General features: G+C 73.2%; 15 protein-coding genes, 1 pseudogene and 1 riboswitch. Of the genes and pseudogenes, 7 read left to right on the top strand and 9 right to left on the bottom strand.

Annotation, left to right across the window (positions count from 1 at the left end):
- Positions 1–3: 3 nt before the first annotated feature.
- The gene (locus ACZ3TI_RS26875; protein WP_465730442.1) at positions 4–1,833 is read right to left on the bottom strand and encodes a glycoside hydrolase family 15 protein; all 1,830 of its coding nucleotides are present in this window, start codon (positions 1,831–1,833) and stop codon (positions 4–6) included.
- A gap of 260 nt (positions 1,834–2,093) precedes the next feature.
- Between ACZ3TI_RS26875 and ACZ3TI_RS26870 the strand changes: the two genes are divergently transcribed.
- Both ACZ3TI_RS26870 and ACZ3TI_RS26865 read left to right on the top strand, forming a co-directional pair.
- On the top strand, positions 2,094–2,615 hold the full coding sequence (locus ACZ3TI_RS26870; RefSeq protein ID WP_465730440.1) for a hypothetical protein: 522 nt from the start codon (positions 2,094–2,096) through the stop codon (positions 2,613–2,615).
- 156 nt (positions 2,616–2,771) lie between these two features.
- Positions 2,772–3,215 carry a DUF7144 family membrane protein gene (locus tag ACZ3TI_RS26865; protein ID WP_465730438.1) on the top strand — a complete coding sequence of 148 codons (444 nt, stop codon included), beginning with the start codon at positions 2,772–2,774 and terminating at the stop codon, positions 3,213–3,215.
- 76 nt (positions 3,216–3,291) lie between these two features.
- Here ACZ3TI_RS26865 and ACZ3TI_RS26860 read toward each other — a convergent pair whose 3' ends face one another.
- Both ACZ3TI_RS26860 and ACZ3TI_RS26855 read right to left on the bottom strand, forming a co-directional pair.
- Entirely contained in the window at positions 3,292–3,570 is a 279-nt protein-coding gene (locus tag ACZ3TI_RS26860) for an SHOCT domain-containing protein (protein ID WP_465730436.1), read from the bottom strand.
- A gap of 46 nt (positions 3,571–3,616) precedes the next feature.
- Entirely contained in the window at positions 3,617–4,096 is a 480-nt protein-coding gene (locus ACZ3TI_RS26855) for a DUF6325 family protein (protein WP_465730434.1), read from the bottom strand.
- Between the two features lie 314 nt (positions 4,097–4,410).
- Between ACZ3TI_RS26855 and ACZ3TI_RS26850 the strand changes: the two genes are divergently transcribed.
- From ACZ3TI_RS26850 to ACZ3TI_RS26835, 4 genes are all read left to right on the top strand, one after another.
- Entirely contained in the window at positions 4,411–5,649 is a 1,239-nt protein-coding gene (locus tag ACZ3TI_RS26850; protein WP_465730432.1) for a hypothetical protein, read from the top strand.
- Between the two features lie 175 nt (positions 5,650–5,824).
- Positions 5,825–6,226 (top strand): STAS domain-containing protein, encoded by a 402-nt coding sequence (locus tag ACZ3TI_RS26845; protein WP_465730520.1) that lies wholly within the window; start codon positions 5,825–5,827, stop codon positions 6,224–6,226.
- 36 nt (positions 6,227–6,262) lie between these two features.
- Positions 6,263–6,691, top strand: a complete 429-nt coding sequence (locus tag ACZ3TI_RS26840; protein ID WP_465730430.1) for a DUF7144 family membrane protein — start codon at positions 6,263–6,265, stop codon at positions 6,689–6,691.
- Between the two features lie 141 nt (positions 6,692–6,832).
- Positions 6,833–6,975: riboswitch (SAM riboswitch) on the top strand.
- A 197-nt stretch (positions 6,976–7,172) separates the two neighbouring features.
- Positions 7,173–7,886 carry an IclR family transcriptional regulator gene (locus ACZ3TI_RS26835; RefSeq protein WP_465730428.1) on the top strand — a complete coding sequence of 238 codons (714 nt, stop codon included), beginning with the start codon at positions 7,173–7,175 and terminating at the stop codon, positions 7,884–7,886.
- A gap of 30 nt (positions 7,887–7,916) precedes the next feature.
- Here the strand turns inward: ACZ3TI_RS26835 and ACZ3TI_RS26830 are convergent, their stop codons facing one another.
- From ACZ3TI_RS26830 to ACZ3TI_RS26820, 3 genes are all read right to left on the bottom strand, one after another.
- Positions 7,917–8,204: a hypothetical protein gene (locus ACZ3TI_RS26830; RefSeq protein ID WP_465730426.1), complete on the bottom strand. Its 288-nt coding sequence runs from the start codon at positions 8,202–8,204 to the stop codon at positions 7,917–7,919.
- A gap of 65 nt (positions 8,205–8,269) precedes the next feature.
- Positions 8,270–9,304, bottom strand: a complete 1,035-nt coding sequence (locus tag ACZ3TI_RS26825; protein ID WP_465730424.1) for an NAD-dependent epimerase/dehydratase family protein — start codon at positions 9,302–9,304, stop codon at positions 8,270–8,272.
- Positions 9,305–9,549: 245 nt separating this feature from the next.
- A complete protein-coding gene (locus tag ACZ3TI_RS26820; protein WP_465730422.1) occupies positions 9,550–9,933 on the bottom strand; it encodes a hypothetical protein in 384 nt (127 codons plus the stop codon).
- 82 nt (positions 9,934–10,015) lie between these two features.
- Here ACZ3TI_RS26820 and ACZ3TI_RS26815 point away from each other — a divergent pair.
- A pseudogene (locus ACZ3TI_RS26815) lies at positions 10,016–10,357 on the top strand (AMP-binding enzyme); the annotation flags it as partial.
- Between the two features lie 45 nt (positions 10,358–10,402).
- On the opposite strand, the gene ACZ3TI_RS26810 reads toward ACZ3TI_RS26815, so the two are convergent.
- Genes ACZ3TI_RS26810 through ACZ3TI_RS26800 form a run of 3 tightly spaced genes read right to left on the bottom strand, consistent with a single transcriptional unit; the run spans position 10,403 to position 14,111 of the window.
- Complete coding sequence (locus ACZ3TI_RS26810) at positions 10,403–11,098, bottom strand: formyltransferase family protein (protein WP_465730420.1); 696 nt, start codon at positions 11,096–11,098, stop codon at positions 10,403–10,405.
- On the bottom strand, positions 11,095–12,333 hold the full coding sequence (locus ACZ3TI_RS26805; RefSeq protein WP_465730418.1) for a cytochrome P450: 1,239 nt from the start codon (positions 12,331–12,333) through the stop codon (positions 11,095–11,097). The genes ACZ3TI_RS26810 and ACZ3TI_RS26805 overlap by 4 nt, the downstream gene beginning before the upstream one ends.
- Complete coding sequence (locus ACZ3TI_RS26800; protein WP_465730416.1) at positions 12,330–14,111, bottom strand: beta-ketoacyl synthase N-terminal-like domain-containing protein; 1,782 nt, start codon at positions 14,109–14,111, stop codon at positions 12,330–12,332. The genes ACZ3TI_RS26805 and ACZ3TI_RS26800 overlap by 4 nt, the downstream gene beginning before the upstream one ends.
- Between the last annotated feature and the right edge of the window lie 13 nt (positions 14,112–14,124).

Below are 14,124 nucleotides of genomic sequence, written 5' to 3'. Positions count from 1 at the left end.
GCGTCAGGCGGCGCCCCGGCGGTCGAGCTCCTCGTCGAGGGCGACCGCCGCGTCGATGAGCGCGAGGTGGGTGAACGCCTGGGGGAAGTTGCCCAGTTGCTCACCGGAGGGGCCGATCTCCTCGGCGAACAGGCCCACGTGGTTGGCGTAGGTGAGCATCTTGTCGAAGGCGTAGCGGGCCTGGTCGACCCGGCCCGCCCGGGCCAGGGCCTCGACGTAGAGGAAGGTGCAGAGGTTGAAGGTGCCCTCGGATCCCCTCAGTCCGTCGGGGGAAGCGGTCGGGTCGTAGCGGTAGACCAGGCTGTCCTGGACCAGTTCCCGGTCCATGGCGTCCAGGGTGGACAGCCAGGCGGGGTCGGTGGGGGAGAGGAAGCCGACCTTGGGCATGAGCAGCAGCGAGGCGTCCAGGACGTCCGTGGCGTAGTGCTGGGTGAAGGCCTCACGCTCGGGGTTCCAGGCGCGCTGCACGATCTGGCGCAGGATGTCGTCGCGTTCCGAACTCCAGCGCTCCAGGTCGGCGGGGCGGGCGAACTTCCGGGCGATGCTCACGGCGCGGTCGAAGGCCACCCAGCACATCAGACGGCTGTAGGTGAAGTCCTGGCGTCCGCCGCGGGTCTCCCAGATGCCTTCGTCCGCGCGGTCCCACTGCTCGGTCAGCCAGTCGACCAGCTTGCGGAACGCGTCCCAGCCGCGCAGCGCCCCCATGTCGCTCTCGTCGGCGGCGAAGGCGTAGGCGGCTTCGCCGTAGATGTCGAGCTGGAGCTGGTCGGCGGCGGCGTTCCCGGCGCGCACCGGGAACGAGCCGCGGTAGCCCTCCCACTGGGTGAGGGACTCCTCGGTCAGGTGCGGGTCGCCGTCGATGCGGTACATGATCTGGAGCCGCTCCCCCTCGGCGCCGGCGGCGTCGACCCGGTCCCGCACCCAGCGGCGGAAGGCCCGCGCCTCGTCGTAGAAGCCGAGGCCGATGAGGGTGTGGACGGAGAGCGAGGCGTCCCGGATCCAGGTGTAGCGGTAGTCCCAGTTGCGCTCCCCGCCGACCTGCTCCGGCAGCCCCATGGTCGCGGCGGCGATCAGCGCACCGGTCGGGTGGTAGCTGAGCAGCTTGAGGGTGATCGCCGAGCGGTCCACCATCTGGCGCCAACGGCCTTGGTAGTTGGAGGACTTGAGCCACTCGTACCAGAACTCCCGGCAGGCGTCGAAGGCGGCGAGGTTGTCCGCTTCGGAGGGCGGCGACGACGGGGTGCCGCCCGGCGAGGAGGTGGTGAGGAGCACGGTGGCCAGCTGTCCCGCGTCCAGGGTGAACCGCGCGGTGACGTCGGAGCCGTCGGCCTGGAGCACGACCGGGTCGGTGGCCTGGACGCACAGGTGCTGGTCGGGGCTCTCCAGCACCGCGCAGCGTTCGTCCGGCAGGGTGAGCCGGTGGGTGGCGCGGCCGTAGTCGAAGCGGGGGCGGCACTCCAGCAGGAAGGGCACCCGCCCGCGCACCACCCGGGCCGTACGGATGATCCGGTGCCGGTCGCTCGGCGTCGGCGAGGTGTCGGGGAGCATGAAGTCGAGGACCTCCGCCACGCCCTGCGGGGCGAGGAAGCGGGTGATCAGGATGGCCGTGCCGGCGAGGTAGAGCTGTTTCACCTGGGCGTCCGGCACCGCGTCCCGGTCGACGGCGAGCCGGCAGCGGCCGCCCTTGGCGTGGTCCAGGATCGAGGCGAAGAGGCTGGGGGAGTCGAACCGGGGCGTGCACCACCAGTCGATGTCGCCGTCGGTGGACACCAGCGCGGCGGTCTGCAGGTCGCCGATGACCCCGTGCTCGGCGATCGGAGGGTATGGGTTCACGTCGGGCTCCCCGGTGGACGAGGGAAACGGCCTTCACGGCCACGGTACGAACGAGGGCCGGGCCGCGGATCACCCGGCGTGGGTGAGTGGCGCTCCCCTCCGTCCGCCCGGCGCCGCGAGGAGGCGCCGGGCGGGCGGAGGGGGCGTCGCCCGGGCCCCGGCTCACCTGCCGGGGGTGAGGCCGGGCCCCCGGGAACCGGCGAGGATGGCCGCAACGTGCTCATCGGTCGTCCCCCGGCGCGGGGACGGGAGGAGGCGCCGTGGCAACGTCCCGCAGTCGTTCCCCCGCCCCGCCCGGGCCGGTCCCGGACGGGGCCGCGAACCGGACGGACTACGCCGGCGCGGTCTACGGCTCGATGCTGGCGGCTTCCGTGATCGCGGCCTCCGGTGCCTACGGACCGCATCCGCGGCTGGCTCTGATCCTGCTGCTGGTGATCACCGGGCTGGTCTTCTGGATCGCCCACGTCTACGCGCACGTGGCCGGACAGCGCGAGGTAGGCCGCCGGGTCACGTGGCGCCAGGTGCGCGAGATCGGCCGGCACGAGTGGCCGCTCGTCGAGGCGTCGGCGCTGCCCGCCCTGGCGGTGCTGGTCAGTCCCTGGCTCGACGCGGGGGAGACCGCCTGGCTCGCCCTCGGCGTCGCCGTGGCACAGCAGGTGGCCTGGGCGACGCTGGGCGCCCGCCGCGCGGGCGCCTCCTCGCACCAGGCCGCCGTCGAGGGCGCGGTCAACCTGCTCCTGGGCCTGGTCATCGTGGCGGCCAAGGTGGCCGTCGGGCACTGAATCACCCGGCCCGGGTGGTGCCGCCGCCGTGCGGACCTGACTGAGTGGTGGCATCGGGCCTTTCGCCGCCGCCGCCGACACCCGGCCGGCGGACCCGCCGGTCCGCCGCTGCCACGGTCGAGCGCGGCACGGCCGCACCCCCAGTTGGAGGCAACCATGACCGCCACCGCCCCGCACGGTGCCGCTCCGGCAGCCGGCACCCGCGGCACCGGCTCCGGACTGATCACCTTCGCCGGTGTGCTGCTCGTCCTGCTGGGCTCCCTCAACGCCCTGGACGGCATCGCCGCCATCGCACGGTCGCACGTCTTCGTCGCCGACGCCCACTTCGTCTTCGGCGACCTGAGGGCCTGGGGCTGGGCGATCCTGGCCCTGGCCGTGCTCCAACTGGCCGCGGCGTACGGTGTGCTGGCCACCCGCGCGCAGTGGGCCCGCTGGACCGGAGTCGTCGTGCTCGGCCTGAACGCCTTCGCGCAGATGGCCTTCGCCTCCTCCTACCCGCTCTGGTCGGTGACCGTCATCGCGATCGACGTGATCGGCATCTACGCCCTGACCGCCCACGGCGGACCCGAGCGGGGTTCCGGGCCCGGAAGCGGGGCGTGAGCGCACCGGTTCGACGCGACACGGCGGTGCCCCGTCCCGGTCCGGCCGGGACGGGGCACCGCCGTGTCGACGGCGTTCAGCCGGCGAGGAGCCGCTGCTTCTGCGCCGCGAACTCCTCGTTCGTGAGAACCCCCTGGTCCCTCAGCTCCGCCAGCTTCTGCAGCTGGGAGATCTTGTCGTCCATGCTCGCCGGGGCGGGCGCGGCGGGGGCCGGGGGCGGGGGCGGCGCGGGCTCTGCCACCGCGTCCTGCTGGGCCCAACGACCCGCCTGACGGCGGGAGACCCGGTTGGACACGGCGGTCGCCGTTCCGGCGACGACAGCGGTGCGCGCCATTCCGCGCAGCAGTCCAGGCATGACTCGTTTCTCCTCTCGGTGGCTTGGCCGGGGCGTTACCGGGGCTTCACCCGGTGGCGGACGGCCCGGGGGCGGAGTCGTCCCCGGCACCCTCCAGCGCGTCCAGGGACTGCAGTAGGTCCTGCACGGGCACCCGGCCGGAGGCGACGACCCGGGCGCCGCTGTGGCGCAGGGCGGTGGCGAACGGCGCGGCCCAGGTGTTCTCGTAAATGAGCACACCGGCCGAGTTCCCGGGCTCGATGACCCCGGCGGCCTCGCCCAGGTCCTCGTCGCCGAGCAGCCCCGAGCCGACGCCCTCGAAGACGGCCAGGTCCAGCCGCCCGTCGCCGTCGAAGTCGGCCAGTTCCATACCCGTGACGCTGCCGTCGGTGTCCTTGCGCACGAACGCGAAGTCCAGGATGCGGATCACACCCCGGTCCACCAGGTCGATCAGCAGCGGAAGCCCCTCCCCGGTCATCCGGTTGCCGGGGAACTCGACCACCAGGTAGTCGATGGGCCCGGTCTCGGCGAGGACGTCCTCGGTCATGGGGTGCTCCTTCCACGTGGAGTCCGTCGCCCGGCCCGCCGGGCTGGGCGCTGCTTCGACGGTAGGGCGCCCGGCCCGCGCGCGGATCACCTGCTCAGGGTGAGTGCCTCGTCCGGGCGGCGCAGTCCGGTGTGCCGGACGACGGACCTGCGGCGTGAATGGTGAAGAGCGGCGGCAGGGCCGCCCGCCGACCGTTGGGAGCATCGTTGAACGGGCCACTGGAACCGCCTCCGTCAGAGCCCCCTGCGGGCACGCCGTCGAACGGGGGCGCGTCCCCGGAGCGCAGGCACCGCTCCCGCGCGGTGGGGATCGTCGTGAGCACCGTCTCGGCCGTGCTGATCACGCTGACCTGCATCCTGGTGCCGGTCTCGCTGCTCACGGTCTGGGTGCACGACATCGCCCTGGACACCGACCGGTACGTCTCGACGGTCGCGCCGCTGGCGACCAACCCCGCGATCCAGGACGCCGCGGTCAACCGGATGGCCCAGGCGGTGGACGCGAAGGTGGACGGCCCGGCCGTCGCCTCCGACCTGGCCGCCTGGCTGGAGTCCCAGGGTCTGCCGCCGCGCGCCGCCGGGGCGGTCAAGTCGCTCGGACCCAAGATCGACGACGCGGTCGACCAGGTGGTCACCAAGGTCGCGACCAGGGTGGTGCAGAGCGACGCCTTCGCCACCGTCTGGACGGAGGCCAACCGCAGCGCCCACGCGGCCGTGGTCCATGCCCTCACCGGCCAGGGCCGCGGCGCCGTCGGGGTCAGTGACGGCACCGTCACCCTCGACGTCGGGAAGGCCGTCGACCGGCTCAAGGACGAGCTGGTGGCCGCGGGCCTGACCCCGGCCGAGAAGATCCCGGACGTCAACAAGCAGCTGGTGCTGTTCCAGTCCGACAAGCTGGCGAAGATCCGCGGCGCCGCGCACGCGCTGGACGTGGTGGGCAACTGGCTGCCGGTGGTCACCGTGCTGCTCGGCGCGATCGGCGTCGTGCTGGCCCGGCGCCGGCGCCGGGCCCTGGTGACCACGGCCCTCGGAGCGGCCGGCGCCTGCCTGCTGGTGGCGATCGCCCTGGTGATCGCCCGCCACTACTACCTCGACCACCTGCCGCCCGCCGTGCAGTCCCCGGCGGCCGCCGCGGCGATCTTCGACACACTGCTGCACTTCCTGCGGGTCAGCCTGCGCACCGCGATCGTCCTGGGCGTGGTGGTGGCGCTCGGCGCCTACCTCTCCGGCGCGGGACGGCTGCCGCGCTCCGTCCGCAGCGGGGCCGACCACGCCGCCGACTCCGCCGCCCGCTGGGGCACCGCGCACGGCGTGCACACCGGACGGGCCGGTACCTGGACCGATGCCCACCGCCGCTGGCTCGTCATCGCGGCGGTGCTGATCGTGGTCCTGGTCTTCGCGCTGTGGAACCACCCGACCGTGCTGACCGTGCTGCTGCTCGTCCTGGTGCTCCTCGCGGTGCTCGCCGTCCTGGCGCTGCTCGCCGCCACCGGACGGGCCGATGCGGGACGGGCCGACGCCGGTCGGGCCGACACCGGGAGCGGCGCCGACGTGTGACGTCGCCGGAGGCCGTGCGGGGAACGGCACGAGGCGGGTGGTAGGGCGCCGGGCGGGGCCGTACGGGCCGGGCCGTGGTCCGTCCGGCCCAGGACAGGACGGGTCTCCGGTCCTACCGTGAGACGTAGGGCTCTGTTCCAGGCCCTCCGCCAGCCGAGCTTCCGAGGCGGTTGCCATACGAGCCGACGACGACCTGCTCCGCACCAGAACCGGGCTGTACGGGGACACCGCGCTGGTGTCGCTGGAAGGCGAGCTGGACCTCGCCACCGCGCCGCTCGTGACCCGGGCCGTCGTCCGCGCCCTCGCGGCCCGTCCGCAGCAGCTGAACCTCGATGTCGCGGCCCTCACCTTCTGCGACGCCGCCGGTCTGCGGGCCCTGCTCCAGGCCCGCCGGGCCTCCCGCGTGCACCGGGCCGACTTCCACCTCGTCGGCGTCCGGCCGGGGCTTCGCCGGGTCCTCGCCCTCCTCCGGGCCACCGACCTCCTCCTGCCCCCGCCCGCGCCGGTCGACGGTCGGCCGGGTGCCGTCTCCCCGGAACCCCTCTGTTCAGCTGCCCAGCCCTCCCGTCTCCCGTAGCCCGCGGGGCGGGTTTCCAACGAAGGAGTCAACGCCATGACCAGCAGTGTTGCCGGTTCCAGCCGTACCGATCCGGCCCCCGAACAGCGCCCCTTCGCGACGGGTCTGACGATCTTCGCCGCGATCATGCTGATCGCGGGCGGGATCATGGCGATCTTCCAGGGGATCGCCGCCATCATCAAGGACGACCTGATCGTCATCACGCGTCACTACGTGTACTCGATGAACACCACGGGATGGGGATGGATCCACCTCATCCTCGGAATCGTCATCGTCGTGGCGGGCGTGGCGCTCTTCAGCGGCTCCGGCTGGGCCCGTGTCATCGGTGTCGTCGTGGCCGGGTTCGGGATGATCGCCAACTTCCTGTGGCTGCCGTACTACCCGTTCTGGTCCATCGTCCTGATCGCGATCGACGCCTTCGTCATCTGGGCGCTGTGCGTCGGCACGACCAAGAAGGCGGTCTGATGACCACCGGAACCACCCGGCCCGGGCGCTGACAGCCTGACCGGCCCGGACCCCGGCACCCCGCCGGGGTCCGGGCCGCGCCGTGCCCTCGGTGGTGGGGGGCTTGGCGGGCGGCCGGGGGAGTCTTGTATCGTTCCTCGCGAATCATCCAGAGGGGTGGAGGGACCGGCCCTACGAAGCCCCGGCAACTCCCCGTTCGACCCGGCGTCCGAAGTACGCGCCGCATCGTCCGGGATCAGTGCCAACTCCGGCCTGCCGCCACTGTGGCGCGGGAAAGATGAGGAGACACGGTGCTCTCTGTGCTGTCCTTCGCCCGGGCGCTTCCCGCCCCGGCGCTTTCGCGTACCCGTCTCGTGCCCGGCGCAGGCAATCGGCCGACTTCCGCGGCCCGTCCTCGCTGACCACCCCCGCTCCCCGCGGGGAGCCTCCCGGAGCGAAGCCCACCCGCCGCTCCCGGGATACGAGACTGGAGTACCCATCCATGGAGAACACGAGCGGCGTCGGCGTGCTCGACAAGGTCACCTCGATCCTCGGCACCCTGGAGGCCGGCCCCGCCACCCTGGGCGGACTGGTCGCCGCCACCGGTCTGGCGCGGCCCACCGCCCACCGCCTCGCCGTCGCACTCGAACACCACCGGCTGGTCACCAGGGACGTGCAGGGCCGGTTCATCCTCGGCCCCCGGCTCGCCGAGCTCTCGGCCGCGGCCGGCCACGACCGGCTGCTGGCCGCCGCCGGCTCGGTCCTCACCCACCTGCGCGACGTCACCGGGGAGAGCGCCCAGCTCTACCGCCGGCAGGGCGAGATCCGGATCTGCGTGGCCGCCGCCGAGCGCCTCTCCGGCCTGCGCGACACCGTTCCGGTGGGGATCACCTTCCCGATGAAGGTCGGCTCCGCCGCCCAGGTCCTGCTCGCCTGGGAGGAGCCCGAGCGGCTGCACCGCGGACTGCAGGGCGCCCGCTTCACCGCCACCGCGCTGAGTGGCGTACGGCGGCGCGGCTGGGCGCAGTCCATCGGCGAGCGCGAGCTCGGGGTCGCCTCCGTCTCCGCGCCCGTCCGCGGCCCGTCCAACCGGGTGGTGGCCGCCGTCTCGGTCTCCGGCCCGATCGAACGGCTCACCCGCCACCCCGGCGCCCTGCTCTCCCAGGCCGTGGTGGAGGCGGCGAACCGCCTCACCGAAGCCCTGCGCCACCCCTGACCGTTCCCCCACACCCCTCCCGTGCCCGGCTCAGGCCCGGGGCCGCAGCACGGCGGGGGAGGGGCGGGGGATCCGGCTGACCACCGAGCCGATCAGGGTGCCGATCGACACCCCGAACACCGCGGACGGCTCGAACCGCAGCGCCGCGACCCGTACCTCCGGCGCCCCCAGGGCCCGCCCCAACCCGCGGAGTTCCTCCTCGACCTCGTGCACGGGCAGCCCGCCGCCCAGCAGGGCTTCCCCCAGTTCGAGCAGCAGACGACGGAGCGCGTCGGGCGGGGCGCCGCTGCCCCGGACCGATGGAGACTTTCCGGACATGGCAAGTGTCGTCCCACCCCGCCCGATTCGCTCCGCATGTGCCCCGGTCCGTCCAGGGGGAGCCGTCAGGCGTGGTGCTCGGCCAGCCAGCGGTCCTCCGCGTCGTAGTCGAAGGCCAGCGGGCTGAGCGCGCGGGTGAGCAGGGGGAAGGCGTCCTGCCAGGGGCGGTCGGCGGTGGCGCGGACCATCCACTCGACCGTCTCCGGCAGGGACTCCGCGTAGCCGGTGACCGGCCGGTACCCGAGCTCCCGCTCCGCCGCGCCCAGGTCGAGCAGGACGGGCAGCGGGACGGACCACGGGGTGCCGCCGAGGCCGTCCTCGGGGAGCCCGTCCAGCAGGACGTCCTCGGCCTCGTGCCCGAGCACGGCGTCCACCGCGGCCGCGATCTCACGGACGCTCGGGGTCGCCGGGTCGCCCGCGTTGACCTTGCGGGTGCCGGGCCTGGCGGCGGCCAGCCGGATGACCTCGGCGATGTTGGCGACGGCGGAGGTGTGGAAGCGGCTCTCGCCGCGGTACGGCATCAGGCGGACGCGGCGCCCGTCCAGCGCCCGCTTGACGAAGAACCACTCGCGGGGCAGCGGCGAGCCCGGGCCGTGGATGGCACCTGGCCGGACGATGGTCACCGGGAGGGCGTCGGAGGACAGCAGCTCCCGTTCCAGCGCCGCCTTGCGGGTGGCGTTGGAGGTGTCGCCGGGCTCGGTGGTGGGCTGGTCCTCGGGGATCGGCACCGGGTACACCGGGAAGGCGGTGTCCTGGGTATCGAAGCCCCGGCCGTCGCCGTCCACGTAGACGTTGACGGAGGAGACGACCACGGCCGAGCCGATCCGGTCGCGCAGATCGATCAACTGCCGGGCGTGGCCGTCGTCGTAGGCCACGATGTCCACCAGGACGTCGCAGCCGTCGCCGAGTGCGGCGGCCAGGGCGCCGGGCTCGTTCCGGTCGAGGTGCACCGGGCGCACACCGAGGTCGGCGGACCAGCCGGGGCCGGAGTCGGCGGTCCGGCTGACGGCGGTCACCTGCCAGCCGTCCTCGGCGAGTCGGCGTACCGCGAGGCGGCCGATCTGGCCGGTCGCCCCGACCACCACCGCTGTCCTGCTCATGGGTCCTGCCCCTCGTTCGTCGTCAGGTCGTCACGCAGTCAAGTCTTCACGCAGTCACGCAGCCACGTCGTCATGTCGTCGGAGCGCCCGCGCCGGGCCGTATGCCACCCGCCGGCCGGCCGGCACCGCGATCGCCGCGGGCCGGAGCGAAGGCCGGCCCGCGTCGTCGACCAGGGTGACACACGAACCGTCCGTGTCGTCGAACGGGCCGTTCATCGCGGCCGCCTGACGGGCATTCGGTCGTCTCACACGGCCCGGTCCACCGCGTCGAGGCGCTCGGCCAGGACGGCGGCGATCGCGGCCAGTGGCTCCGGGTTCAGCATGTCGCCGTGCCGGCAGGCGACCGGGTGGGTCTCGATCCGGCCGCCGACGTACGGCGCCCAGTCGGCCGGGTACTCGGTGTCGGGGTGCCCGGCGTCCGGGCCGGGCTTGTCGGCCACGGCCTCGAAGAAGAGCACGTCCCCGTCGAAACGCCCCGAGTCGTGCCGCCGCTGGAGGTTGACGTTGTTCGTGAAGGTCCGGGCCACCGCGGCGAGCCGGTCCGCCGTCAGGGAGCCGAGGGCGCTGCCGCTCTCCTTGGCGATCCGCAGGGCGGACTCGGGGGTGAGCGGCTCGCTGCCGGCCGACAACACCGGCCGCTTCCTGCAGTGGCGGCCGGGCACCCGCGCGGTGATCCACGACGGGACCACCCCCGTGACGGCGGACCACTGGTACCGCACCGGCGACCGGGTCCGCGTCGAGGACGGCGCCCTCGTCTTCCTCGGCCGCCTGGACGACCAGGTGAAGGTGCGCGGCCACCGGATCGAACTCGGCGAGGTGGAGGCCGCGTTGACCAGCCACCCCGCCGTCCGCGACACCGTCGCGGCGGCCGAGGACTCCGACCTGGGAGCCGTCCTGGTCGCCTACTACACCGGCTCACCCACCCCGCAGGCCGAACTCACCGCCTTCCTGCGCGAGTTGCTGCCCGTCCACATGATCCCCGGCCGCCTCACCCATCTCGACCGCCTCCCGGTCAACACCAACGGCAAGGTCGACCGCCGAGCCCTCGCCGCCCTCCGCACCCGGGGGAACTGACGACGAGGGCCCGGCGCGCCGGGTTCACCGCTCGTGGAGGGCCTCCCTGCTGCCGTTGACCCGCATCGTTCCCGGCAGGGCGATGAGTTCGGGCTTGAACAGCGGGGGTGCGCCCATCGCGGGCTCCCAGGTCGCCAGCTTCTCGTCCTGGGGGACCTCGATCCGGCGGTCCGCGGCGAGGTCGGCGACCACCTTGAGGAGCAGGCGCACGCCGAGCGGCGCCAGGTGGTCGCGCCACAGGCTCTGCGCGGTCGAGCCCGGGGGCACGATCAGGTGCTCCTGGGCGGCGAGCGGGCCGGCGTCGGTGCGCTCGGTGAGGTGGTAGACGCTGCCGCCCGTCACCTTGTCGCCGTCGCGGATCGTCCACCGGATCGCGTCCCGGCCGCGGTGCAGCGGCAGCAGGCTGGGGTGGTAGCCGATGGTGGCGACGGCGGCTCTGGCGCGGGTGTGCCGGCCGAGGAAGGCGTGGGAGTGCGCCGCGATGATCACGTCCACCCCGTCCGGGATGTGCATCGCGCGCAGTTCGGCGGAGTCCGTCCACGGGATGTCCCGGGGGAACGCCCAGGCGCGCAGGCGGTCCCAGCACATCGCGTTGCCCTCGTCGGACTGCCCCTTGCGCAGCCGGGGGGCCGCCGCGCCGACGATCTTGTGCCCCTCGGTCAGCAGGGCTTCCGCGACCTGTACCGCGAAGGCCCCCTGCCCTGACATGTAGATGTTCATCGGCACTCCTTCAGCCCGGAGCGGTCCGGCTCGAACCGCACCGGCATGGTGGCGTACCCGGTCAGGAAGTTGGACCGGATCCGCCGCGCCTCCTCGGTCTGCTCGAAGCCGGTGGTGAAGTCCCGCAGGGCCTTGAGCAGTTCGGCGATCTCCACCTTGGCCAGGTACGAGCCGACGCAGAAGTGCGGGCCGTAGCCGAAGGCCAGGTGTTTGTTGGGGGTGCGGCCGAGGTCGAACACCCCGGGCCGGTCGAAGACCCGTTCGTCCCGGTTGCCGGAGGCGTGCCAGAGCGTGACGATCTCGCCGGGCTGCAGCCGTACGCCGTGCAGTTCGGTCTCCCGGGCGACGCTGCGCCCGAAGTGCATGGTGGGCGACGCCCAGCGCAGCACCTCGTCCACGGCGGTCTCGACGGCGACCTCGCCGTGCTTGAACCGGCGCCACTCCTCGGGCCGGGCCGCGAGCGTGCGGACGCAGTCGATCATCGTCAGCCGGCTGGTCTCGTCGCCGCCGATGATCAGGCTGTAGCAGTTGAGCACGATGTCCTCGTCGGACAGCGGCACGCCGTCGATGGAGCTGTCGATCAGCATGCTGATCACGTCGTCGCCCGGCGACTCGCGCCGTTCCTCGACCACGTCCATGAAGTACATCAGGATCTCGTTGCGGGCCATCTCGGAGTCGACCTCGTCGACGTCCTCGTCGTCGGTCGAGAGTGCGGCCTTGGTCAGGTCGAGCAGGTGGTCCCGGTCCTGCTCGGGCAGGCCGAGCAGTCTCGAGATCGTGGTCATCGGGATCCGGCTGGCGATCCGCTCCGCGAAGTCGCAGCCGCCGGACTCGACCGCCTCGCGGATCCACAGCCGGGTGTTGGCCCGGACGGTCTGCGCGACCTGGTCGAGCACCCTCGGCGAGAGCACCCGCTGGAGGATCTTGCGCAGCTCGTGGTGCCGGTGCCCGTCGGTGACGGCCAGCATCCGGCCGGCCCCGGCGTCCCCGCCCTCCAGCAGGGTGACGAGCACGTTGCCGCGCTCGGAGGTGAAGTGCGTGTTGTCGCGGTAGGTGGTCATGATGTCGTCGTGGCGGGAGAGCACCCAGAACCCCCGCCGGCCGTCGACCGGTGGGTTCCAGTGGAGCGGGGCGGTGTCCCGCAGGGTGCGCCAGAAGCCGTCGAGGTCGTGGTCCGCGAAGGTGGCCGGGGCGCCCAGGTCCACGGTGTCCAGTGCCGGTGTGCTCATGCTCACCAGTCCGTACGCCAGAAGCGGCGCGGCTGGAAGGGGTAGGTGGGCAGCGGCACGCGGTGGCCGGCCTCTCCGTGGTGCAGGGCGCCGAAGTCGACCTGCAGACCGGTCACCCAGGCGGCGGCGAGGTCGGACAGGGCCTCGGCGTCGCGGCCGGAGGGCACGATCCCCTGGTCGGTGCGTGAGAAGGAGCCGGGGTCCGCGGGCGGGGCAGCGGCGGTCGTGGCGACCGGGCCGCGGGCGTCCTCGGACAGCGCCGCGATCAGCTCCGCGCGGTCGCGGACCACGGCGGCCCACCGGCGGGGCATCACCTTGCGGCCGAGGTTGAGGGTGAAGCAGACGTCGTCCAGGCGCAGCTCGGGGTCGGCCTCCAGCCGGTCCTTGAGCCGGGCGCGCTGCCGGGCCAGGGCGTCGTCGTCCATGGCGGACAGGGTGGCCAGCCGCGGCCGGCCGGCGTCCTCGGGGGTGCGCTCGGCGGCGGTCGGCGCCTCCTCCAGCAGCAGGTGGGCGTTGTAGCCGCCGCCGCCGATCGAGGTGATGCCCGCGCGGCGGATGCCGGCCTCCGGCTCCCAGTCCGCCGCTTCGAGCTGCGGCACGAAGGGGGTGGCGGGGAAGTCGAGGTCCGGGTTGACCTCCGTCAGGTTGATCGTGGCCGGGAGCTTGCGGTGGTACAGGGCCAGCGCGGCCTTCATCGCGCCGAAGCCGCCCGAGACCACGCCGCCGTGGCCCACGTTGCCCTTGACCCCGCCGATCGAGGTGGTCGCGGTCTGCTTCCCGAACGCCATGGTCGCCGCGTGCACTTCGAGCTCGTCGGTCATCGGCAGGCCGAGACCGTTGGCCTCGTACATGGACACGGTGTCCGGGGTGACGCCGGCCACCTCCATGGCGGCGGCGATGCACGCGCTCAGCCGTTCGGGCTGGGCGAGGCCGTACGCCATCGCGCTGACGCCGTTGTTGTTCACGGCCGAGCCCTTGACCACGGCGTAGACGTGGTCGCGGTCGGCGACGGCCCGGCCCAGCGGCTTCAGCAGCACGGTGACGACACCGCTGGACAGCGCGCTGCCGGTGCCGTTGGCGTCGAACGGGCGGCAGTGGCCGTCCTTGGACAGGACCCGGTTCTCCTCCCACAGGTGACCGCGGGGGTGCGGCAGGCGGACCATCGCGCCGCCGGCGATCGCCAGGTCGGTCTGGCCGAGCAGGAGCGACTGGCAGGCCAGGTGCACCGCGTAGTGGAAGCCCGCGCAGACGGCGGCGACGGTGACGGCCTCGCCGGTGAGGCCCATGTAGTACAGCGCGTTGGAGGTCATGGTGTCCGGCGACCACGCCAGGCTGGCCTCGATCGCCTCGGGGCCGACCGACACCCGGTCCGGCGGGGAGCTGTAGAGCGCGGCGGTCTGCGGGTTGTTGGCGCCGTACATGCCGACCTCGGCCTTGAGCCGGTCCGGGTCGTAGCCGCCGTCCTCGAGCGACTCCCACGCGCTCTCCAGGAACAGCCGGTTCTCCGGGGTCATCGCGGCCGCCATCCGGTCGCTGATGCCGAACACCGACGGGTCGAACTTGTCGTAGGTGTCCAGCACGCCGCAGGCCCGTACGTAGAACGGGCTGTGGATCAGCGTCTCGTCGACGTGGATGTCCTCCTTGGCCAGGAAGGAGACGGACTCCCGGCCGTGGACGAGGTTGTCCCAGAACTCCTCCTTGGTGCGGGCGCCGGGCGCCCGTAGGGACATGCCGATGACGGCCACGTCGCCCGGGTCGTAGTCCTGCTCGGGGCTGTCGGTCATGGAACGGCTCCTG

Source organism: Kitasatospora sp. NPDC023120 (assembly GCF_055560835.1).
Note: the sequence above shows the minus strand (reverse complement) of the source record. Positions and strands in the feature narration are given on the sequence as shown.

Excerpts from the sequence above, each read along its gene's own strand:
- ACZ3TI_RS26825 (WP_465730424.1), bottom strand. The coding sequence starts at position 9,304 with ATGAGCAGGACAGCGGTGGTGGTCGGGGCGACCGGCCAGATCGGCCGC.
- ACZ3TI_RS26830 (WP_465730426.1), bottom strand. The coding sequence starts at position 8,204 with ATGTCCGGAAAGTCTCCATCGGTCCGGGGCAGCGGCGCCCCGCCCGAC.
- ACZ3TI_RS26800 (WP_465730416.1), bottom strand. The coding sequence starts at position 14,111 with ATGACCGACAGCCCCGAGCAGGACTACGACCCGGGCGACGTGGCCGTC.
- ACZ3TI_RS26840 (WP_465730430.1), top strand. The coding sequence starts at position 6,263 with ATGACCAGCAGTGTTGCCGGTTCCAGCCGTACCGATCCGGCCCCCGAA.
- ACZ3TI_RS26865 (WP_465730438.1), top strand. The coding sequence starts at position 2,772 with ATGACCGCCACCGCCCCGCACGGTGCCGCTCCGGCAGCCGGCACCCGC.
- ACZ3TI_RS26810 (WP_465730420.1), bottom strand. The coding sequence starts at position 11,098 with ATGAACATCTACATGTCAGGGCAGGGGGCCTTCGCGGTACAGGTCGCG.
- ACZ3TI_RS26860 (WP_465730436.1), bottom strand. The coding sequence starts at position 3,570 with ATGCCTGGACTGCTGCGCGGAATGGCGCGCACCGCTGTCGTCGCCGGA.
- ACZ3TI_RS26835 (WP_465730428.1), top strand. The coding sequence starts at position 7,173 with ATGGAGAACACGAGCGGCGTCGGCGTGCTCGACAAGGTCACCTCGATC.
- ACZ3TI_RS26855 (WP_465730434.1), bottom strand. The coding sequence starts at position 4,096 with ATGACCGAGGACGTCCTCGCCGAGACCGGGCCCATCGACTACCTGGTG.